Annotated in this window: 17 protein-coding genes; 9 read left to right on the forward strand and 8 right to left on the reverse strand. The window is 54.5% G+C overall.

Annotation, left to right across the window (positions count from 1 at the left end; genetic code table 11):
* Positions 1-182: 182 nt before the first annotated feature.
* Positions 183-1085: a LysR family transcriptional regulator gene (locus AC07P6_RS21345; RefSeq protein ID WP_110277294.1), complete on the reverse strand. Its 903-nt coding sequence runs from the start codon at positions 1083-1085 to the stop codon at positions 183-185.
* 391 nt (positions 1086-1476) lie between these two features.
* The gene (locus AC07P6_RS21350; RefSeq protein ID WP_434659734.1) at positions 1477-2157 is read right to left on the reverse strand and encodes a helix-turn-helix transcriptional regulator; all 681 of its coding nucleotides are present in this window, start codon (positions 2155-2157) and stop codon (positions 1477-1479) included.
* 380 nt (positions 2158-2537) lie between these two features.
* Between AC07P6_RS21350 and otnK the strand changes: the two genes are divergently transcribed.
* From otnK to AC07P6_RS21390, 8 genes are read left to right on the forward strand one after another with little or no spacing between them, the layout of a single operon-like run.
* Positions 2538-3794 carry a 3-oxo-tetronate kinase gene (gene otnK, locus AC07P6_RS21355; protein WP_478314553.1) on the forward strand — a complete coding sequence of 419 codons (1257 nt, stop codon included), beginning with the start codon at positions 2538-2540 and terminating at the stop codon, positions 3792-3794.
* Positions 3791-4435, forward strand: coding sequence for a 3-oxo-tetronate 4-phosphate decarboxylase (gene otnC, locus AC07P6_RS21360; protein WP_478314555.1), 645 nt, complete (start codon positions 3791-3793; stop codon positions 4433-4435). Before otnK ends, otnC begins: the two co-directional genes overlap by 4 nt.
* A 6-nt stretch (positions 4436-4441) precedes the next feature.
* Positions 4442-5251, forward strand: a complete 810-nt coding sequence (locus AC07P6_RS21365; protein ID WP_181421913.1) for a DeoR/GlpR family DNA-binding transcription regulator — start codon at positions 4442-4444, stop codon at positions 5249-5251.
* On the forward strand, positions 5232-6008 hold the full coding sequence (locus AC07P6_RS21370; protein ID WP_478314557.1) for a hydroxypyruvate isomerase family protein: 777 nt from the start codon (positions 5232-5234) through the stop codon (positions 6006-6008). Before AC07P6_RS21365 ends, AC07P6_RS21370 begins: the two co-directional genes overlap by 20 nt.
* 34 nt (positions 6009-6042) lie before the next feature.
* Positions 6043-6855 (forward strand): beta-keto acid cleavage family enzyme, encoded by an 813-nt coding sequence (locus AC07P6_RS21375; protein WP_478314559.1) that lies wholly within the window; start codon positions 6043-6045, stop codon positions 6853-6855.
* A gap of 19 nt (positions 6856-6874) precedes the next feature.
* Positions 6875-8221: a bile acid:sodium symporter family protein gene (locus tag AC07P6_RS21380; protein ID WP_434659741.1), complete on the forward strand. Its 1347-nt coding sequence runs from the start codon at positions 6875-6877 to the stop codon at positions 8219-8221.
* Between the two features lie 6 nt (positions 8222-8227).
* Positions 8228-8647: a GlcG/HbpS family heme-binding protein gene (locus tag AC07P6_RS21385; RefSeq protein WP_478317051.1), complete on the forward strand. Its 420-nt coding sequence runs from the start codon at positions 8228-8230 to the stop codon at positions 8645-8647.
* Positions 8644-9297: an aspartate/glutamate racemase family protein gene (locus tag AC07P6_RS21390; protein ID WP_478314561.1), complete on the forward strand. Its 654-nt coding sequence runs from the start codon at positions 8644-8646 to the stop codon at positions 9295-9297. The genes AC07P6_RS21385 and AC07P6_RS21390 overlap by 4 nt, the downstream gene beginning before the upstream one ends.
* A 54-nt stretch (positions 9298-9351) precedes the next feature.
* On the opposite strand, the gene mngB is transcribed toward AC07P6_RS21390, so the two are convergent.
* Together mngB and mngA are read right to left on the reverse strand one after the other, a co-directional pair.
* The gene (gene mngB, locus AC07P6_RS21395; protein WP_478314563.1) at positions 9352-11985 is read right to left on the reverse strand and encodes a mannosylglycerate hydrolase; all 2634 of its coding nucleotides are present in this window, start codon (positions 11983-11985) and stop codon (positions 9352-9354) included.
* A gap of 24 nt (positions 11986-12009) precedes the next feature.
* Positions 12010-13926 (reverse strand): PTS 2-O-a-mannosyl-D-glycerate transporter subunit IIABC, encoded by a 1917-nt coding sequence (gene mngA, locus AC07P6_RS21400; protein ID WP_434664177.1) that lies wholly within the window; start codon positions 13924-13926, stop codon positions 12010-12012.
* Positions 13927-14108: 182 nt separating this feature from the next.
* On the opposite strand from mngA, the gene AC07P6_RS21405 reads away from it, so the two are divergent.
* Positions 14109-14825 (forward strand): GntR family transcriptional regulator, encoded by a 717-nt coding sequence (locus AC07P6_RS21405; protein WP_478314565.1) that lies wholly within the window; start codon positions 14109-14111, stop codon positions 14823-14825.
* An 84-nt stretch (positions 14826-14909) separates the two neighbouring features.
* On the opposite strand, the gene sucD is transcribed toward AC07P6_RS21405, so the two are convergent.
* The 4 genes from sucD to sucA form a co-directional block, all read right to left on the reverse strand.
* Positions 14910-15779 (reverse strand): succinate--CoA ligase subunit alpha, encoded by an 870-nt coding sequence (gene sucD / locus AC07P6_RS21410; RefSeq protein WP_110277304.1) that lies wholly within the window; start codon positions 15777-15779, stop codon positions 14910-14912.
* Positions 15779-16945, reverse strand: a complete 1167-nt coding sequence (gene sucC, locus AC07P6_RS21415; RefSeq protein WP_110277305.1) for an ADP-forming succinate--CoA ligase subunit beta — start codon at positions 16943-16945, stop codon at positions 15779-15781. The genes sucD and sucC overlap by 1 nt, the downstream gene beginning before the upstream one ends.
* A gap of 104 nt (positions 16946-17049) precedes the next feature.
* On the reverse strand, positions 17050-18279 hold the full coding sequence (gene odhB / locus AC07P6_RS21420) for a 2-oxoglutarate dehydrogenase complex dihydrolipoyllysine-residue succinyltransferase (protein WP_182237246.1): 1230 nt from the start codon (positions 18277-18279) through the stop codon (positions 17050-17052).
* 14 nt (positions 18280-18293) lie between these two features.
* Positions 18294-21101 carry a 2-oxoglutarate dehydrogenase E1 component gene (sucA, locus tag AC07P6_RS21425; protein ID WP_110277307.1) on the reverse strand — a complete coding sequence of 936 codons (2808 nt, stop codon included), beginning with the start codon at positions 21099-21101 and terminating at the stop codon, positions 18294-18296.
* Positions 21102-21257 lie beyond the last annotated feature (156 nt).

Raw genomic sequence — 21257 nt, forward strand, 5'->3', positions numbered from 1 at the left:
GCTTAGCCGGGCTACGGGCCCACTGCCGTCTGCGGGCCGGTAGCCCGGACAGGCGCGTCAAGCGCCGCCTCCGGGAAATATGCCAAACCTGATACGTCTGCGCTGCTTCGTCCCGGTGGCGCTGCGCTGACCGGGCTACAGGTTCACCGCCGTCTGTGAGCAGGTAGCCTGAACCGGTGCCATCAAGTAGCCGACACCAGCGATTTATGCAATAACCAGTCGCGGAATACCTGTAAATGCCGGGATTCCGCTTTATCTTCCTGCCACGTCATAATAAAACGATTTCCGGTGCGAATCGGCACATCGCAAGGAATTACCATCTCGCCGCTATCGAGATCGTGCTGAATAGCAAAACGCGGTAGCAGCGCCACCCCCAGATTCGAACGCACCGCCGCAATCAGCATCGATAGCAGGTCAAAACGCGGGCCGATATTAATCTGCGCGCTGGTGATATTCGACAACGCGAACCACTCCTGCCAGCCGTGAATGCGTGTGCTTTGATGCAGCAGCGGAAATTCACCCAGCAATTCCTCGACCGCCAGCTTTTGACCAGGGTCTGATAGCAGCCCGCAGCCGCATACCGGCAGGATCTCCTCTTCGAATAAGTACTCAACCTCCGTCCACGGCGAGCAAAAATCCTCGCGCATGATGGCGGCATCGTACTCACGGCTGAGAAAATCGCCAATATTAGCCAGCGAATGAATATTGACGATAATACCCGGGTTTAATTTATTAAACTCACGCAGATTAGGGATTAACCAGTGGGTGCTAAAGGTGGGGTTCACTGCCAGTTCAAGAACCTGCACCGTCGGCTGCCAGGTCATAATTGAATTGGTATCACGCTCCAGCTTGTTAAGCGTTTCCTTAACGATGGTCAAATAATGCTTGCCCGCCGCATTTAAAAAAATCCTTTTTTTCGCATGATTAAATAATGACGTATGGAGGAAATCCTCCAGCGCCGTGACTTGTCTGAACACGGCGCTTTGCGTTAAAGCTAACTCTTCCGCTGCTCGGGTATAGCTTTCATGGCGAGCCACAACTTCAAAGGTCACCAGCAATTCAGTTTTGGGGATTTTTCCTCTCATAACGTCTTCCATTTACGGCGTGCAAAAATTGTTTAAAGAATAAAAAAAGCGCGCAAGGACATCAGGTTATCCCCGAGTGTTATATTTTATTATCCCGTCAGATGTCATTGATCTATTCCATGATTAATGCATATTAGCAGTGATCAAATAATAACCAATAATACCCAGGCATCTCAATAAACACAATTTAAACAAGGTGTCTGACCCGCAAATAGCGTCAATAAGTTGTCAATATTTTTTCACGTTAACTTGTTTATTATCGAAGTCAGCCAGAGGGGGTAAAAAATTAATTTTCAGCTACCAGCTATAAATTAAAATTTTCAGCGACCGGGGACACATTATGGATGCTTCAGGAAAAATCTGTCTTACCTTTATCCTGCCCCGGTATGGGTTATGACGATGCCGAGAGAGACTGCTGGCGGAATGATTGCGGCGTAGTGCGATGTGCCATGCGGAACACTCGACAAAAGTAGCTGGTTTGTGCGTACTGAAGTTTTCGGGCGACGCCATCTATCGAATACGCAGGATCGCCAAGCAGTTCCCCGGCTCGCTGCATTCTCTTCTGGCTCACCCAGACTTTGAAATTCACCCCCTGCTGCTTTTTAAAAAAGCGACTAAAGTAATTGGCGCTCAGGCAAACATGAGCCGCTACCGATTCGAGAGACAACTCATCATATAAATGCTCATCAATATAACGTAGGGCAGAGGCCATTTTTATTTCATGCGGTGCACGTTGCGCATAATAGAAATCACTATTTCGGCGAGATTGCTTATTCGCGATCGCTTTTATCCCCTCAACCGGCGTGACGTTATTCACAATAAAATGAAGTAATCTTTCTGCCGCCAATCGATGACTATTGTCGATGGCCTTACTGTGGTCACAAATAATATATCCCCACACTTTTTCAAAACACATGAGGGGCAGTGAAAAGAAATTTAACCCTGCATAGCGGTCAGGCAATCGCTCCCCGCGGGTATCAATCACCACGGCGACCAGACCGGTTGCACGAGAAAAAGTCGTTGCCAACGAAGAGAAAAACCGGTGTTCATCATCCCTGTCTCTTTGCTGCACATTATTCTCCAGTAGCCTGATAGTCAGCCGCTAATATGCAGAATTTAGCGCATCAAAAGAATGACGTTAGACGCAAAAAATAATCTCATTTGCGCAGATGAATATGATCAAAATGCATGACCAACCCAGCACCATGCAAACACCCACTAATGGTTCAATGAACGCCCCCGGTACAATAATTCTCAAACTTTAACTAATCTTCACAGATTGTTGTGAGCATGATTTTGCCACCACACAAACAATAATGTTTATATTTCAAATAATTAGATATTTTTAATACATTCACATGATGTTCTTGTTTGTGAGAATCATCATGTGAATGTGAAAGAGACTACTGAATAATATGCTCAATCAGTAAACAATCTGAACGGAGTGGAGTCATGGCCGTCACAACAGGGGTTATCGCCGACGATTTTACCGGCGCAACGGATATCGCAAGTTTTATGGCAGAACAGGGCTGGCGAGTCGCGCTCCTGCCCGGGATGCCCGACCTTACGCAGCAGTGGAACGAAGAAGTTGATGCCATTGTTATCTCGCTGAAAAGCCGCTCTCTGCCCGCAGAGCAGGCCGTCACACAATCGCTGGCTTGCGCCCGGTGGCTAAAACAAAACGCAGGCGTCAGGCAAGTCTATTTCAAATACTGCTCAACGTTTGACTCCACACCACACGGCAATATTGGCCCGGTGAGCGATGCCCTGATGGAAGCAATGCAGCTCCCGCTTATCGTTCATTGCCCCGCTCTGCCGCAAAACGGACGCACGGTGGTGCACGGTCATCTGTTTGTCAACGGTGCACTGTTGAACGAGTCCGGCATGGAAAAGCATCCGCTTAATCCGATGACCGATGCCAATTTGTCACGCCTGCTGTCCGCGCAAACGCCAAACGCCGTTGGCAATATTGATCTCAATACCATTCGCAGCGGTGTGCAAGCAGTCACTCACGCGCTGACCAGCCTTAAAGCTGAAGGAAAACGCCACGTGATTGTCGATACGCTGGACGAAGCCGATCTCCACACGCTAGCCCAGGCGCTACACGACTCTCCCTTATTAGCCGGAGGTTCCGGGCTCGGCGGCGCGCTGGCCGCCAACGCTGGTGATCAGCAGACATCGCCACCACAGGACTTTCCGCGCCCCGTCAAAGCGGTGGTCTTTTCCGGGAGCTGTTCGGCGATGAGCAACCGTCAGGTCAATCGCTATAAAACGGCAGCGGCCTCTCGTTTGCTCGACGTAGCACGTTGCCTGTCGGACGCCGAACGCTATACCGATGAGCTATCGCAGTGGGCCATGTCGCATATCAGCGACCCACATGCGCCGCTGATTTACGCCACCCAGCCACCTGATGCGCTAAAACGCATTCAGCAAGAGTATGGCGAGCAGCCCGCCAGCCAGGCGATTGAACATACGTTTGCCCGGCTGAGCGTGAAGCTCCAGGCCGCAGGCGTGAACACCTTTATTGTTGCTGGTGGCGAGACATCCGGCACCGTCGTGGAAGCGCTACAGGTAACGCGACTGTCCGTCGGCAGGGCCATCGCCCCGGGGGTTCCATGGGTCTTCTCCGCCGAACTGGCGCTGGCGTTGAAGTCAGGCAATTTTGGCGACGAAGAGTTCTTTTTTACCGCCCAGGAGTACACATCATGAGCCAGGTGAGTGAGCAACAACTTCGCGAGCAGCTCGTCCATTATGGTCGCTCTCTATTTATGCGCGGCTACAGCAGCGGCGGCTCCGGCAACCTGAGCGTTAAGCTCGCGGATGGCGGTTATCTGGTCACCCCAACCAACTCCTGTCTGGGAGAACTTGACGCCGCAACGCTGAGCAAACTGGATGCCAACGGCGTTCATCTCAGCGGCGACAAACCGTCGAAAGAGGTGCCGATGCATTTGGCATGGTATCGCCACCGTCCCACCTGCGGAGCAGTGGTTCATCTGCATTCGCCGTGGCTGACCGCACTCTCTTGTCTGCCATGTGAAACACCGGAGAACTGCCTGCCGCCATTAACGCCATACTACGTGATGCGCGTCGGGCAATTACCGCTGCTGCCCTACTTCAAACCTGGACATGAAGGCATTGCCAGCGCGCTTAGCGAAATCGCCGCTGACCACACGGCGGCGCTGCTGGCCAACCACGGCCCGGTCGTCAGCGGTCGCTCGCTGCGCGAAGCGGTATTTAACGCCGAGGAGCTGGAAGACAGCGCCCGCATCTGGTTGACCTTAAAACCGCTCGGTTACGTACCGCTTTCAGAAGAAGCGGTAGCCGAACTCGAACAATCCCGGCGAGCGTGAGGTGAGATGATGATCCCCGAACAACGACGTGACTTTATCTATCGCTACGTTCATGAAAAAAACGTCGCCTCATTTAATGAGCTGGCGGACTTGATGAGCGTGTCGCATATGACCGTGCGCCGCGATATTCAATTGCTGGAAGAAGAAGGCAAAGTTATCTCGATTAACGGCGGCGTGAAGCTCAATAACCTGCTGAAGTCCGAGCTGCCGTGGCGGGAAAAGGCGGAACTGCATCATGAGGTAAAACGCAAAATGGGTCAGCTTGCCGCCATGCTGATTGAACCGGGGCAAACGCTGTATCTGGATGCCGGAACCTCGCTGTTTGAAGTAGCGAAAGCGGTGGCCGCCAGCCACTGTTTTAACCTGACCGTGGTGACGAACGACTTCTCCATCAGCCACTACCTGATGGACATGCCGCATATCACCCTCTATCACACCGGCGGTCTGGTGGATCAGCGCAACCGCTCAAGCCTTGGCAAAAGTGCGGCCAGCTTTTTACGCACCATTAATATCGACGTGGCGTTTCTCAGCTCATCGTCGTGGGATACCGAGCGCGGCATGTCGACCCCCAGCGAAGGCAAAGCCTCGGTCAAAGAGGCGGTGCTCACCGTTTCCCGACGCCGGGTACTGGTCTGCGACAGCAGTAAATTTGGCAAGTACGGGATGTTCCATATCTGCGGTCTGGATCAGCTAACCGATATTATTTCTGACAATCAGCTGCCGGATGACGCGCAACAAGCCATCGCCAATCAGGGGGTAAAACTGCACCTGGTCGATAGCCGGGAGGGGAAACATCATGCTGAAATTAGCGGCTAACCTTGACTGGTTGTTTGCTGAATTGCCGATAGCAGCACGCTTTCAGGCGGCAAAAGACGCGGGTTTTCGCGGCGTGGAGGGGCTGTTTCTCTGGCAGCATCCGCTGGAGACGTTACTGGTAGCTCAAGGGCAAACCAGCCTGCCGGTAGTGCTAATGAACGCCCCGGCAGGCCACTGGCAGCAGGGTGAACGGGGGCTGGCGGCGTTACCGGGCCGCGATGAGGAGTTTCGCCGTAGCCTGAATATGGCCCGGGAATACGCCACAGCGTTAGGCTGCCGCCGGGTTCACGTGATGTCGGGCCTGCGCTGTGATGATCTTACCCTCAACGCTCAGCGCACTCTTCTGATCGACAGATTGCGCAGCGCCTGTGATGTAATGGCGGAAGCGGGAATTGACGTACTGATTGAGCCATTAAATCCGCAGGATATGCCGGGCTATATGATTGATAACTTCCCGCTGGCCGAATCCATTATTCGCGAGGTCGGCCGGAAAAACATCGGCTTGCAGTTTGATATTTACCACTGCCAGAAAATTCACGGCGATGTGGTAAAAAATATTGAATGTTATTTCCCATTGATAAAACACTTTCAGATTGCCTCAGTTCCTTATCGTCATGAACCAGGAACGGGAGAATTAAATGAAAAGTGGATTTTCGATTTTATTGCACAACTGAATTATCAGGACTGGATCGGCTGTGAATATCAGCCGTCAACGTCAGGACCTGAATCATTACGCTGGATAACGCCTTACCTATAATTTTAATATTTCTATCTCTGTACCGGAGGAATACATGTCGGATACCGTTATTATCTCACTGGCGCCCGTGGCTGCGGATTGCCCCAGAGTGATACCCGAAGAACTGGCGCAGGAAATACTCGCCAGCGTAGAACACGGCGCGGCCATTGTTCATTTACACGTTCGCGATCAACAGGGACGCCTGACCCCGGACACCCGCGATTTTCAGGCGACCATCGACTACGTGATGCACCACTCAAACCTGATTATTCAGGCCTCAACCGGCGGTGTTTCAGCGATGTCCATCGCTGAACGCTGCGCCCCGCTGACCTGCCCCGGCGTGGAAATGGCCTCGCTGAACGTCGGCTCTGTCAATCTCGGCGATGTGGTCTATTTTAATCCCGGTCCGGATGTCGAATATTGCTCCCGGCAAATTACCGCACGCAATATTATTCCGGAATTTGAAATTTTCGAAATTGGCATGATTAATAACATCCTCGCCCTGCAAGATAAGATTAAATTTAAACAGCCGATGTTATTTAATATCGTCCTGGGACATCGCGGCAGCACCCCAGCCACCGTTGATGCCTTAATTGCTCTGCGCAGTATGATCCCGCGCGATGCGTTATGGGGAATTACCCATTTCGGCAGAAAGAACTTCGATATTATTGCCGCTGCGGTTGGCATGGGTGCCAGCGAAGTGCGTATCGGTTTTGAAGACAGTTATTATTTAAGCGCTGATGAACGCGCTGAACATAATTACCAGCAGGTCGCCAAACTTGCCACGTTGATTCGTAGCATGGATAAAAAAGTCGCCACGCCAGAAATCGCGCGGAAAATGTTAGCCATTCCGCCCCGGCAGCAATAACGAGGAAGGACATTTCATTATGACTATGACGAGCGTTATACATAAAGCCGGGCTCGGCGTCAGCATCGCCGGTATCGCGCTGGCGGCGATTGGCGCGCTGATGCAATCTCCCGCTCTCTGGCAGCCCGGACTGGTGATGTTCACCGCCGGGTTTGCGGCAGGCGCGGGTTACTGGCCCGGACTACGCAGCTATCAATTTACGTTGTGGATCATCGCCGGTTTTGTCGCCGCGATGACCTGGTCTACAGATCTGATCGTCTGGGGCGGTTTCAATATCACCCATAAATGGATCGTGTTTTTGGTTATCCAGGCCACCATGTTCAGCATGGGCACCAAGTTGACGATCCAGGATTTTATCGACGTCGCCAAAATGCCGTGGGCGGTATTTATCGGTACCTTCTGCCACTTCGTGATCATGCCGCTACTTGGCCTGAGCATTACCCTGATCTTTGATTTTCCGCCTGAAGTGGCGGTGGGTATTCTGCTGATCGGCGCCTGTCCGAGCGGCCTCTCTTCGACGGTAATGGTGTACATCGCTAACGCCAACCTGGCGCTGGCCGTTTCCATCGCCGCAGTTTCGACGCTGGCGGCAACGGTGATGACGCCGCTATGGGTGAATTTGCTGGCCGGTTCCATGATCGATATTCAGCTCACCGCGATGGTGATGGACGTGGTGAAAATCGTGCTCATCCCTATCGGCGCGGCGATTTTACATGACTACCTGAAAACATACGCTGGCGTGCGCGGCCGTCGAACCGTGCAGATTCTGGCCGGGATTGGCGCTCTGTGGCTGCTGTATATGAGCGCCGGTGGCTGGGACGCACAATTCGGTTCCGCCAGCGCAGAAGCGCAAATGTACGCGGTGGTGCTGAATTTTGTCGCAGGCGGTCTCGTCTGGGCGCTGTTCTACAACTGGCTGTACGGTCGCGTCGAGAGCATTAAGAAGATTATGCCGACCATCTCAATGATCGGGATTATTTTCTTCACTACGACTGCCGCTGCCGCAGGGCGCGACAACCTGGTGCAGGTCGGCTTCCTGCTTTGCTTCGCCATGCTGATGCACAACCTCGGCGGCTTCCTGATTGGCTACCTGATGAGCCGCTGGATCTTCCGCATGGATGTACAGTCCGCCCGCACCGTGGCCTTTGAAGTCGGCCTGCAAAACGGCGGCATGGCCTCAGGGCTTGCCGCTGCCATGGGCAAACTGGCGACCGTCGGCCTTGCCTCGGCGGTAATGACCCCGCTTGGCAACGTCAGCGGCTCGCTGCTCGCCAACTACTGGCGCAAAAAAGATGCCCGCCAGGCACAGGCGGCGGCCGCTCAACAGACACATCAGCCCGTTTCTGAACATCTTTCAAAAGGATAATTCATGATGACTACTCTGACCTTACAGCAAGCAATACGTGCCGTGGAGAGTGCGCTCACCCTCGCCGAAAATCGTTACGCAAATCGCCCGCTAAGCGTGGCGGTGTGCGATGCCAGCGGGGAGCTACTGAGCTTTGCCCGCATGGATACAGCCAAACTGTTAACCATTGAGCTGACCCAGCGCAAAGCGCGCACCAGCAGCCGCTTAGGCTGCACCACCCAGGCGTTTTTGCAGCGCCTGCAAAAAGAACAGTTAGATATTGGTTATTTTGCCGACCCGCGTTTTACCGCCCTGCCCGGCGGAGTTCCAATTCTGCATGACGGTAAATGCCTGGGCGCCGTCGCAGTCGGCGGTCTGTCAGCACAGGAAGATCATGATGCGGCAATGGCCGTCGCGGAAAATTTGCTTAAGGAGATTGCCCAATGAAAAAAGTTGCCATGCTACACACCAGCGCCGCCACGCTTGCCATGATGCAGCAGCTGATTGCCGACATCATGCCGGCAGTCGAGGTGATGCACCTGGTCGAAGAGTCCATGATTAAACAGGTGATGAAGGCCGGCGGCGTATCGCCAAATATTGCCGCCCGCATCGCCGACTATGTGCATATCGCCGAAAAAGCAGATTGCGACATCTTTATTACCGCCTGCTCCTCAATTGGCACCGCGGTCGAACAGTGCCAGTTTATGACCCCGCTCCAGCTTGCGCGTATTGATTGCGCGATGGTGGAAGAGGCCATCAGTAAAGGCGAGCGTATTGCCGTGCTGGCAACCGTCGCCACCACGCTGAAGCCGACGCTGGATTACGTGCAGCGCAAAGTTCAGGAAAGCGGTCAGCAGCGCACTATCACGCCGATATTAATGGAAGAAGCCTTCCATGCGCTGTTAGCGGGAGATATGGACACCCACGATCGTATCGTCAGCGAAGGATTAAAGAGCGCGTTTACCCAGGCGGATGTGGTGATGCTGGCGCAGGCCTCGATGGCGCGGGTATTACAGCAGCTCCCCACCCCGCCGGTGCCGGTGATGACCTCGCCGGAAAGCGGCATTCGCTGGCTGAAGGCGCTGGCGTCATCCTGATAATGGCTCGGTAAGCGCCAGAGCCACTGCGCTGGCGCTTATCCATCGTACAAATTAGACCAGTTTCAGACTAAACGTCCGCGACTGTCCTGGTTGAAACGCGCCGTTGATCCCCTGAGTATCATCCTGCCCGGCGCGCGGTACTTCATCCATACCGGTTTCACGGCAACGGGTTATGCCATGACTAAACGACACCGCCGCATCGCAGCAGACGCTATCAGAGGGATTGAACAGACGCAGGATGATTTCATCCCTGTCCTCGGCTTTTTTCAGCACGCTCAGTTGGCACCCAACCGGCGACATACTCAACAGGCTATAGCTGTCGGGAGTCGTAAACGCCGCCTTATTCAGCTTCATTGCATCCCACGGGATTTTGTTATAGCACTGGATCGGCGTCAGCCAGGCCCGCGCCTGCTGAGCCAGTCCGACGTTCAGAGGCGTCCCGCTATAGCTAAACAGGCTGAAGCGCCCGTGCAACACGCCGCGCACCTGGGAGTCAGGCACCGGCATTTTGATGCCTGATGGCCTGCCGGGGCGCAATAACAGATCCTCTTTACCGAGTAAACCAACCCCGCGCAGCAACGTCAGGGCAAACGCTTTTTTCTCCTCGCCCACCACCTCGAACTCGCGCAATCCTTCACTAAACACCGCAAGGCCGTTACGCCCATCTTGCAACGCGGCGTAGTTAAGTAGATTCCAGACGGGTACCGGCGCTTCTTTCCATCCCTCTTCCTGCCAGTTGGCCATCGCCTCGTCATGAACGGGGCGCATTATTGTGCCAAACTGGGTATCCGCCAGCACTTCGGTGGCGTTAAACGGCGTCGGGATCAATACCCGAATGCGGTGATCGTCAGCCTGATTATCCAGACGGACATCCACATCAATCCGCCGACTGTTATGGCTTAAGGTGATTTCAATTTCGATGCTAACTTCGCCGTTGCGCTGACGCGCCGCACGGGCGGCCAGATTCTCCGGCACTGCCATCCGGTAGCGAATTATCGCCCGGCTTTGCCACCCCTCACGGATAACTTCATGTTCAAACGCGACGCCCGCAGAAGTGAGCCGCCAATCCTCCCGTGAGGGGGAGTAGTCGTATTCATCGCCGTCGTCGGCGCTTTCTTCGATTTCCAGAACCCGCTGATAAATAATCCCTGAATCCTTATCCCGCAGTTGTAGCGTTCCATCGTTATTGAGATCGATCTGCCAGAACGCATTTTCCAACAGCGCTTGCGTTGCCGCAGCGGGTATCGCCTGACGGCCCGCAACGTGCGGCTCGATATACAGCGTACGGTAGCCCATTGAAGGCAGAATCTGGTTCAGCTGAATATCGAATTCCATAAACGGTTCGTAGTTGCCGTAATGGACGATTTGCCGATCAATAAGGCCCGGATCCAACTCGCGCGCGTCGCGAATAAAGTAAGGAATTTCGTTCCCCTTACCATCTAACAGGCGGAACTGGCTGGCGCGAAGGCGGATGGTGGTGTTGATCACCTCTTCACGCGGCCACGGCATCAGGTTGAACATCACCAGTTTGTCTTCTTCACTGTGCGCCATGTTGTCGGTGATCTTGCGCAGGTAGAAACGAATCAGGTTATCGGCCATATCTTCAGCCAGTACGAAGCGAGAAACGATTTCGCGATGCACTTTATCGCTACAGCAGCAGCCGATGCTGTCATGGGCGTGGTTTTTTAAGATCTCTTTCCACATTTTTTCCAGCAGACCGTGGTGATATTCAAAACCTAACGTCCAGGCCAGCGTCGCCAGCGGTTCCAGCAGGTTGACTATCTTATTCTCAATGCGGGCATGGGCAATTTTGATGTCCATTCGCGTGGAGCCAATCGTTCGATGCACGCGCATATATTTGCCGTCGATAAACTCGCCACGCAGCGTAGCCAGCTCTTCGCGGTGCGCTTCGATGCTGGCGAACACCTCTTCGAAACGGCTCATGACAAATTTCCGCTGCGGGTAGATTTCACGCAGTTTATCCATCACCGCAAAAATATTTTGCTGCAACGGCATCTGGTCGTGCCCGTTGGGCAGCAGAATCTCTTTGGTGATCGAGGCGTTTTCCAACACCTCGAAGTAGCTATCGAGCCGCTTACGCAGCCCGACTTCATCCTCTGGTAAGTACTTACCAATCGCATAGCCCAGCGGTAGCACCTGTGTCGTGACCTCGCTGCCGTCGGCGCTTTGCCATAGGAACTCGGTTTTGTCAGTGCCATGGCGCTCAGAGCAGCCGCGCCAGAACATAGTACGAGTGATACCAAAACCGTTGTAAATATGCGGCATCTGCGCGGACATCCCAAATGAATCAGGTAGATAACCAATCTTCATCGGCTCACCGAAAGCCATGCAGTCACGGATACCGTACATCAGGTTACGAACAATCGACTCACCGGAAACAATGCTGGTATCCGTCTGCGTATACCACGGCCCGATAATCAGCTTCCCGGCCTCCACAAGCGCTTTCACCCGCTCACGGTTTTCCGGCTTAACGGCAAAATAATCCTCCAGCACTGCCGTTTGCCCATCCAGTACGTAATATTTGTACTCAGCATCCTGCTCAAGGCGAGCGAGGATCTCTTCCATATTGTTGACCAGCAAAATGCGCGACTCTTCGGTGGTGAAATACCACTCTCGGTCCCAGTGCATATGCGGCGTAATGTGAACGCGAGATACTGCTTTCATCTTCGTTTCCTGTTGAGTAAGTGCTTATGGCATCACGCTATCGGTGACGTATTTCCCCTGTTTTACCGCCTGGCGACGCCAGAGCAGCAAAATCGCCGTGGAGATGACCGTCCCAAGCAGCGCAGCGCCAAACCAACCCGCGGCGGCCATCACCGCGCTCATGTCTGCGGGCAGGAGTAAAAAGAGAGAGAAAATGCCTGCGCCTGGGGTGGAAAGCCCAATCCCCATAGCCCCAACGATTGCCCCGGTCGCCATCGAACCCAGCACGAAGGAGCCAATCACGCGCACCGGATCTTCAATCGCCATCGGAATCGCCCCTTCGGTAATCCCCGCCAGACCGAGCAACCAGGTGGATTTACCGGTCTCGATCTCAAACTGTTTAAACAGATGCGGAGCCAGCATGGTTGAAGCTGTGACGGTGAAGGCGGAAACCATTTTCACCGAAGCGAAAATGGCGTAAGGGCCGAAGACGCCGTTGGCCATCGCTCCCAGGCAGAAGGCATACGCCGCTTTATTGACCGGCCCACCGAGGTCAAATGAACACATAAAACCCAGGATCATACCGAGCAGCAGCGCGTTGGTGCCCGATAGCCCATTCAGCCAAGCCGTCAGCGAGGTGTTGATCCAGGCGACGGGCTCACCAATCACAAACAGCATCAGGCTGCCTGCGCCCAGCGTGCCGATAACCGGATAGAGGTAGTAAGTCAGAAAGCCGTTAAAGCGGTTGCTCAGGCGAATATGTTTTTTCACCCAGCGCATCAGATAGCCGGCAATCAGGCCCCCCGCTACGGCACCTAAAAATCCTGCGCCAATCATATTGGCCGCCAGCCCGGCGGCAAAGCCGGGGGCCAGTGCCGGTTTGTCCGCCAGGGAATACGCCGTATAGGCCGCCAGCACCGGCACCATCAGCGTCCCCAGCAGGCCGCCGCCGAGTTTGCGATACATCCATAGCCACGAATTTTCCTGATCGAACAGGTGCTGCAAACCAAAAATCTGCGCCAGTAGCACCGCCACGGCCAGCACTGTCCCCCCGGCGACAATCAGCGGCACGGCAAAAGAGATACCGCTCAGCAGCGCCTGTTTTAGCTCGGTTTTAACGCTCTTTTTCACCTCCGCCTGCGGCTGAGATTTTCTCTCACCCTGCATCGGTTCCAGCGCCAGCGCCCGGTCGATAAGCGCTTTCGCGTGACGCAAAGGCTCGGCGACAGGCACGGAAATTGACGGAATTCCGCTAAAGCGCTCGCTCTCTTTGATCGCCACTTCTGCCGCAAAAATACACGCCCGCGCATCGTTTAACTGCTGGGCGGTTATGCGTCCTTCAATCCCGTTAGCCCCCTGCTTTTCCACGATCACGTTGACGCCCATCTGACGTCCGGCCTTTTCCAGATACTCCGCCGCCATATAGGTATGCGCGATCCCCGCAGGACACGCGGTAACGCAGACAATGGTGGGCGCGTTCGCGTTTGCCACACTGCCTTCCTTCGCGGGTTCAGAATCCAGCGCCGCCAGCAGTTCCTCTGCGCTGTTGGCCGCCATCACGCGACCACGCAAATCGTCATCCGCAAGGCGGGTGGTCAGTTCTGTCAGAATCTGGATATGGGTGGAACCTGCTTCTGCGGGCGGGATTGCCAGCAGGAAGATAAGCTCAACCGGTTCAGGGCCATCGACCCCTTCCCATGCCAGCGGTTCGCTCAGCGTCGCCACCGCAAACGCCGCCTCTTTTACCGCTGCCGACTTGCCATGCGGCACCGCCAGCCCCTCGCCAAGCGCGGTGGGTCCCAGCGATTCGCGCTGAAAAACTTCGTCCAGATACGCTTGTGCATCGGTAATTTTTCCCAGTTCAGCCAGGCGCTGCGCCAGTTGGCGAATGGCGTCATCGCGATCGGTAAATCGTGCATGTAAACAGACCGCACGAGGGTGGGACAGAGTCGTCAGGTTCATCATGATCCTCACAGGATTGTCGTTATTATGTACCACGATTGTGCCAGACAAGATAATACATTTAAGTGATCAATTTCACTAAATAACGATAATTTGTATTTAAATTGTATTATTTACTATTGTGCAGATGTCGGCATAATTCCCCTAAAGGTATTAACCGATTGATACAAAAGTGAAATGAAATGAACAAAAAACCGATGTATCGCCAGATTGCCGATGAACTGCGCCAGCAGGTTACGCGCGGCGAGTTAAAGCCGGGGGATGCCCTGCCGACTGAATCCGCGCTGCAGGCGGCCTTTAACGTCAGCCGCGTGACCGTCAGGCAAGCGCTGAAGCTGCTCACCGAGCAAGGGATCATTGAAAGTATTCAGGGCAGCGGCTCATATGTTAAAGAGGAGCGGGTCAACTATGACATTTACCAGCTCACCAGCTTTTATGAAAAGCTCGCCGACCGTCAGGTTGAAACCCACAGTGAAGTCAAAGTCTTCGAGGTTATTCCCGCCGGGGAAACGCTGGCCGAACTGCTACAGCTAACAGCTGTGGATAAGGTCTGGCACGTAAAGCGGGTACGCTTTATTAAACAAAAAGCCGTTACCCTCGAAGAGACATGGATGCCCCTCGCGCTCTTTCCCGATCTGACATGGGAAGTGATGGAAAACTCTAAATATCACTATATTGAGCAAACCAAAAAGATGATTATCGATCGCAGCGAACAGGAGCTGATCCCGGTCATCCCGGATGAGGATACGGTAATGATGCTAGGTATTACACAGGGAAAACCGGTATTGGAGAAAGTTTCTCGCGGGTTTCTGCTGGATGGTCGCGTCTTCGAATACAGCCGCAATACCTTCAAAAGTGATGACTACAAATTTACGCTGGTGGCAAAACGCCGCCGTTAAAAAAGGCCATCATCAGATGGCCAACCATGTCGAAACTGGACCAGCCCTTGACCATGCAGATAGTCAGGGCTGTTTTTTTACTTATTACTTAATGACTGATTTCAGCGCTTCGCCGATATCGGCCAGGCTGCGAACGGTTTTCACGCCTGCGGCTTCAAGAGCTGCGAACTTCTCATCCGCCGTCCCTTTACCACCCGCGATGATCGCGCCCGCGTGACCCATACGTTTGCCTTTCGGCGCGGTCACACCTGCGATATAGCCAACAACCGGTTTAGTCACGTGATCTTTGATATAGGCAGCCGCTTCTTCTTCCGCGCTGCCGCCGATCTCACCGATCATCACGATCGCTTCAGTCTGCGGATCTTCCTGGAACAGCTTCAGGATATCGATAAAGTTAGAGCCCGGGATCGGGTCGCCGCCGATGCCCACGCAGGTGGACTGGCCGAAACCGTAGTCAGTAGTCTGCTTAACCGCTTCGTAAGTCAGGGTACCAGAGCGGGAAACGATGCCCACTTTGCCCGGCTTGTGAATGTGGCCCGGCATGATGCCGATTTTGCATTCGCCTGGGGTGATAACACCCGGGCAGTTCGGGCCAATCATGCGCACGCCCGCTTCATCAAGTTTCACCTTCACGGTCAGCATATCCAGCGTCGGGATACCTTCGGTGATGGTGATGATCAGTTTGATGCCTGCATCGATCGCTTCCAGAATGGAGTCTTTGCAGAACGGAGCCGGAACGTAGATAACCGATGCAGTCGCGCCGGTCGCGTCTACCGCTTCACGCACGGTGTTAAACACCGGCAGGCCCAGGTGAGAAGTGCCGCCTTTGCCTGGCGTCACGCCGCCAACCATTTGGGTACCGTAAGCAATCGCTTGTTCAGAGTGGAAAGTCCCCTGGCTACCGGTGAAGCCCTGGCAGATAACCTTGGTATCTTTATTAATTAAAACGGACATTATTTCCCCTCCACTGCGGCAACAACCTGCTGAGCTGCATCCGTCAGACTTTTCGCTGCAATAATATTCAGGCCGCTGTCAGCCAGTTTTTTCGCGCCCAGTTCGGCGTTGTTACCTTCCAGACGAACAACCACCGGGACGTTAACGCCCACTTCGGCAACCGCGCCGATGATACCGTCAGCAATCAGGTCACAACGAACGATACCGCCGAAGATGTTAACCAGAACCGCTTTCACGTTGTCATCAGAGAGGATGATTTTGAACGCTTCGGTCACGCGCTCTTTGGTCGCACCACCGCCAACGTCGAGGAAGTTAGCTGGTTCGCCGCCGTGCAGCTTAACGATGTCCATGGTACCCATCGCCAGGCCTGCGCCGTTAACCATACAGCCGATGTTGCCGTCCAGCGCGACGTAGTTCAGTTCCCACTGTGCTGCCTGCGCTTCGCGCGGGTCTTCCTGAGACTGGTCGCGCATTTCGCGCAGATCAGGCTGGCGGAACAGCGCGTTGCCGTCAGCGCCCAGTTTGCCGTCGAGGCAGATCAGGTCGCCCTGCTTAGTGATAACCAGCGGGTTGATTTCGATCAGCGCCAGGTCACGCTCAAGGAAAATGGTCGCCAGGCCCATAAAGATTTTGGTGAACTGCTGAACCTGCTTACCTTCCAGACCCAGTTTGAACGCCAGCTCACGACCCTGGTAAGGCATCGGGCCCGCCAGCGGATCGATAGCAATTTTGTGGATCAGGTGCGGGGTCTCTTCCGCCACTTTTTCGATTTCCACGCCGCCTTCGGTAGAGGCCATAAAGACCACGCGACGGGAGCTACGGTCAACCACAGCGCCAAGGTACAGTTCTTTAGCGATATCGGTCGCCGCTTCAACCAGGATCTGGTTAACCGGCTGGCCGTTGGCATCTGTCTGGTAGGTCACCAGGCGTTTGCCCAGCCAATGTTCAGCAAAGGCGCGAATGTCTTCTTTGCTGTTAACCACTTTCACACCGCCCGCTTTGCCGCGGCCACCAGCGTGAACCTGACATTTCACTACCCACGGACCCGCGCCGATTTTTGAAGCGGCTTCTTCTGCTTCACGCGGAGTAGTACAGGCATAACCCACCGGCGCCGGTAAGCCATAGCGGGCAAAGAGTTGTTTTGCCTGATATTCATGTAAGTTCATGTGTTCAGTCCATCCTTCAGGTAATCGTTATCATGTAGCCGACAAAACTGCAGGCTGATGATGTTTTTATTGGCCCGGGCCTGGGCACCGGGCCATTGGGACTACTACACGTCCAGCAGCAGACGAGTCGGGTCTTCCAGCAGATCTTTAATCGCCACCAGGAAGCCTACCGATTCACGTCCGTCGATCAGACGGTGGTCGTAGGAGAGCGCCAGGTACATCATCGGCAGAATTTCTACCTTACCATTGACCGCCATCGGACGGTCTTTAATGGCATGCATACCCAAAATAGCGCTCTGCGGTGGGTTGATGATTGGCGTGGACATCAGAGAACCGAATACGCCGCCGTTGGTAATAGTGAAATTACCGCCGATCAGGTCATCTACGGTCAGCTTGCCGTCGCGGCCTTTCAGTGCCAACTCTTTAATATTCTTCTCGATGTCCGCCATGCCCAGCAGGTCGACATCGCGCAGGACCGGGGTCACCAGGCCGCGCGGCGTGGAGACCGCCATGCTGACATCGAAATAGTTGTGGTAAACCACGTCATCGCCATCAATGGAAGCGTTCACTTCCGGATAGCGTTTCAGCGCTTCAACGACCGCCTTCACGTAGAAGGACATGAAGCCAAGGCGGATACCGTGACGTTTTTCAAACGCGTCGCCGTACTGCTTACGCAGATCCATAATCGGCTTCATGTTGACTTCGTTGAAGGTCGTCAGCATGGCGGTAGAGTTCTTCGCTTCCAGCAGACGCTCAGCAACGCGTTTGCGCAGACGGGTCATCGGCACACGTTTTTCAGAGCGATGGCCCAGTTGTGCTGCCGGAGCCGCTGCGGTGGTGGCTGCTGCCGGGGCTTTCGCTTCCGCTTTAGCCGGAGCGCTTGCCAGATGTTTCTCAACATCTTCACGGGTCAGGCGGCCGCCAACGCCGGTGCCTTTAATGGCCGCCGCGTCGAGGTTGTGTTCAGCCAGCAGGCGACGAATCGCCGGGCTCAGCGCGTCGTTGCTTTGTTCTTCTAGAGACGCTTGCTGACGCTGAGCCGGGGTAGACTCTTTGGCGTCGGCTTTCTCGCCGGACTCTTTGCCCGCGCTGTTGCCTTCACGCAGGCGACCGAGGATCTGACGAGACAGCACGGTGGCGCCTTCATCTTCCAGCACTGCTTCCAGAATGCCGTCCGCTGATGCCGGTACTTCCAGTACCACTTTGTCAGTTTCGATTTCTACCAGCACTTCATCACGCTGGACGCTATCGCCCGGTTTTTTATGCCAGGTCGCAACCGTCGCGTCAGCTACGGACTCAGGCAGATCGGGAACCAGAATATCTACGCTACTCATTATGTATCCTTTAATTAATCGACGTTCAGCGCGTCATTGACCAGATCTTGTTGCTGTTTCTGGTGAACGGACAAGTATCCTACCGCCGGAGAGGCGGAGGCCGGGCGGCCTGCATAACGCAGAGAAGCCCCAAACGGAATCACTTCGCGGAAGTGATGCTGGCTGCAGTACCACGCGCCCTGGTTGAGCGGTTCTTCCTGGCACCAGACAAATTCATGCACGTGCGCATAAGGTTTCAGCGCTTCCTGTACCGCCTGATGCGGGAACGGATAGAGCTGCTCTACGCGAACGATAGCAACATCTTTTTGGTCGTTCTTGCGGCGCTGTTCCAGCAGGTCGTAGTAAACCTTACCAGAGCACAGCACAACGCGCTTCACCGCTTTCGGGTCGAGGTCGTCGATTTCTCCGATAGCCGGTTGGAAGGTGCCGTTCGCCAGTTCGTCCATGCTCGACACCGCCAGTGGGTGACGCAGCAGAGATTTCGGTGACATTACGATCAGCGGACGGCGCATACCGCGCAGCGCCTGACGACGCAGCATATGGTAAACCTGCGCCGGAGTTGAAGGCACGCAGACTTGCATATTTTGCTCAGCGCAAAGCTGCAGATAACGTTCCAGACGCGCGGAGGAGTGCTCCGGACCCTGGCCTTCGTAGCCGTGCGGCAGCAGCATCACCAGGCCGCACATACGACCCCACTTCTGCTCACCGGAGCTAATGAACTGGTCGATAACTACCTGCGCGCCGTTGGCGAAGTCACCAAACTGCGCTTCCCAGATGGTCAGGGTGCGCGGCTCAGCGGTGGCATAACCGTATTCAAACGCCAGAACGGCTTCTTCAGACAGGACGGAGTCCCAAACCTTGAAGTGACCCTGACCGTTGTGAACGTGCTGCAGCGGCGTATAAGTCGAACCATTTTTCTGGTTATGGATCACTGCATGGCGGTGGAAGAAGGTGCCGCGCCCGGAGTCTTCACCCGACAAGCGCACGGAAATTCCTTCATCAACCATGGTGGCGTAGGCAAGGTTTTCCGCGCCGCCCCAGTCGAACAGCTTCTCGCCGGCGGCCATTGACTGGCGATCGCCGTAAATCTTCGCCACGCGGGACTGCATTTCAATGCCTTCCGGCACGGTGCTGATGCGCTTAGCCAGCTCCTGCAGACGCTTAGGCTCAACTTTGTCCGGGTAGCTCTCATCCCACTCGTGGTTGAGGTACGGGGACCAGGTAAAGGAGTGCATGTTCATCGGACGCCACTCCTGCACCACGCATTCGCCAGCATCCAGCGCGTCGCGGTAGAGGTTAACCTGCTCGGTAGCGTCTTCCAGCGTCGCGACTTTATCGGCTTCCAGCTTGTCAGCATAGATTTTGCGCGGGGTCGGATGCTTTTTGATTTTCTGATACATCAACGGCTGAGTTGCACTCGGCTCATCGGCTTCGTTATGGCCATGACGGCGATAGCAGAACAGGTCGATAAAGACATCGCGCTTGAAGGTGTTGCGGAAATCCAGCGCCAGTCGGGTAACGAAAGCGACAGCTTCCGGGTCATCCGCATTAACGTGGAAAATCGGCGATTGCACCATTTTACCGATATCGGTGCAGTACGGGGTAGAACGCGCATCCAGTGGGTTGGAAGTGGTGAAGCCCACCTGGTTGTTAATAACGATGCGAACGGTACCGCCCACTTCATAGCCGCGCGCTTTGGACATGTTCAGGGTTTCCTGAACCACGCCCTGCCCGGTGACTGCGGCGTCACCGTGAATGGTAATCGGCAGAACTTTGTTGCTGCTCGGCTCGTCCAGACGGTCGAGGCGAGCACGTACGGAACCAATAACTACCGGGCTGACGATTTCCAGGTGCGATGGGTTAAACGCCAGCGCCAGGTGCACCAGACCGCCTTCGGTTTCCATATCGGAAGAGAAGCCCATGTGGTACTTCACGTCGCCGGTGCCGAGGTGTTCTTTATGTTTGCCAGCGAACTCGTCGAACAGGTCCTGTGGTTTTTTACCCAGCACGTTGACCAGTACGTTCAGACGACCACGGTGCGCCATACCCAGCACCACTTCGCGGGTGCCGCTCTTACCCGCGTGGCGGATAATCTCTTTGAGCATTGGGATTAACGCATCGCCGCCTTCCAGCGAGAAACGTTTTGCGCCGGGGAATTTAGCCCCGAGGTAGCGCTCCAGGCCTTCCGCTGCGGTCAGCTCGCTCAGGAAGCGTTTTTTCTCTTCTGCGCTAAAGCTCGCTTTGCCAGCTACCGACTCGATGCGCTGCTGGATCCAGCGTTTTTCTTCGGTAGAGGTAATGTGCATGTATTCCGCGCCGATGGAGCCGCAGTAGGTTTGCTTGAGGGCAGAAACCAGATCGCCCAGCTTCATCGTATCTTTACCGATGGCAAAAGAACCTACGTTATAGATTTCCTGGAAATCGGCCTCGGTCAGATCGTGGTAAGCCGGATCAAGATCCGCCACTCTCTCTTGCTGCCACAGCCCCAGCGGATCGAGATTCGCATGCTGGTGACCACGGAAGCGGTATGCGTTGATGAGCTGCAGGACTTTAACCTGCTTCACATTGGTGTCAGGGTCGGAAATCGAAGAAGTGTAACGTGAGGCATCCTTCGCCAGGCGGCGGAAATAATCACGCGTTTTGGAATGAAATTGATCCGGTTTGACTCCGGTGCCAGGTAACTGCTGGAACATAGAACGCCAGTTGGCGTCAACAGAGTCAGGATCGGTTAAGAAGTCTTCATAGAGCTGTTCTATCCAGCTCTGGTTAGAACCAGAGAGGTAAGAAGAGTCCAGCCAGGCTTTCATTGCGCCGTTCTGCATCGTGATCCCTTAAGCATTTATATGCTTATTTCGCCGTAGAAACTACCACGCACAGAAGTTGTACGTGCCGGGGTTCACTTTTTGCGGAGGAGTTGTGGTTTCTTCCGCTAAGGAACCTTTAAAAACTGCCATTAATCTTCGGCGTTCAGGCTGCGG

It is taken from the genome of Klebsiella sp. GFKo11 (genome assembly GCF_056490265.1).

Bases quoted from the DNA above. Each gene is read 5' to 3' on its own strand.
- sucA (WP_110277307.1), bottom strand. From the start codon at position 21,101: ATGCAGAACGGCGCAATGAAAGCCTGGCTGGACTCTTCTTACCTCTCT.
- AC07P6_RS21370 (WP_478314557.1), top strand. From the start codon at position 5,232: ATGCTGAAATTAGCGGCTAACCTTGACTGGTTGTTTGCTGAATTGCCG.
- AC07P6_RS21345 (WP_110277294.1), bottom strand. From the start codon at position 1,085: ATGAGAGGAAAAATCCCCAAAACTGAATTGCTGGTGACCTTTGAAGTT.
- odhB (WP_182237246.1), bottom strand. From the start codon at position 18,279: ATGAGTAGCGTAGATATTCTGGTTCCCGATCTGCCTGAGTCCGTAGCT.
- AC07P6_RS21375 (WP_478314559.1), top strand. From the start codon at position 6,043: ATGTCGGATACCGTTATTATCTCACTGGCGCCCGTGGCTGCGGATTGC.
- AC07P6_RS21365 (WP_181421913.1), top strand. From the start codon at position 4,442: ATGATGATCCCCGAACAACGACGTGACTTTATCTATCGCTACGTTCAT.
- AC07P6_RS21390 (WP_478314561.1), top strand. From the start codon at position 8,644: ATGAAAAAAGTTGCCATGCTACACACCAGCGCCGCCACGCTTGCCATG.
- otnC (WP_478314555.1), top strand. From the start codon at position 3,791: ATGAGCCAGGTGAGTGAGCAACAACTTCGCGAGCAGCTCGTCCATTAT.
- mngA (WP_434664177.1), bottom strand. From the start codon at position 13,926: ATGAACCTGACGACTCTGTCCCACCCTCGTGCGGTCTGTTTACATGCA.
- mngB (WP_478314563.1), bottom strand. From the start codon at position 11,985: ATGAAAGCAGTATCTCGCGTTCACATTACGCCGCATATGCACTGGGAC.
- AC07P6_RS21405 (WP_478314565.1), top strand. From the start codon at position 14,109: ATGAACAAAAAACCGATGTATCGCCAGATTGCCGATGAACTGCGCCAG.
- AC07P6_RS21385 (WP_478317051.1), top strand. From the start codon at position 8,228: ATGACTACTCTGACCTTACAGCAAGCAATACGTGCCGTGGAGAGTGCG.
- sucC (WP_110277305.1), bottom strand. From the start codon at position 16,945: ATGAACTTACATGAATATCAGGCAAAACAACTCTTTGCCCGCTATGGC.
- sucD (WP_110277304.1), bottom strand. From the start codon at position 15,779: ATGTCCGTTTTAATTAATAAAGATACCAAGGTTATCTGCCAGGGCTTC.
- otnK (WP_478314553.1), top strand. From the start codon at position 2,538: ATGGCCGTCACAACAGGGGTTATCGCCGACGATTTTACCGGCGCAACG.
- AC07P6_RS21380 (WP_434659741.1), top strand. From the start codon at position 6,875: ATGACTATGACGAGCGTTATACATAAAGCCGGGCTCGGCGTCAGCATC.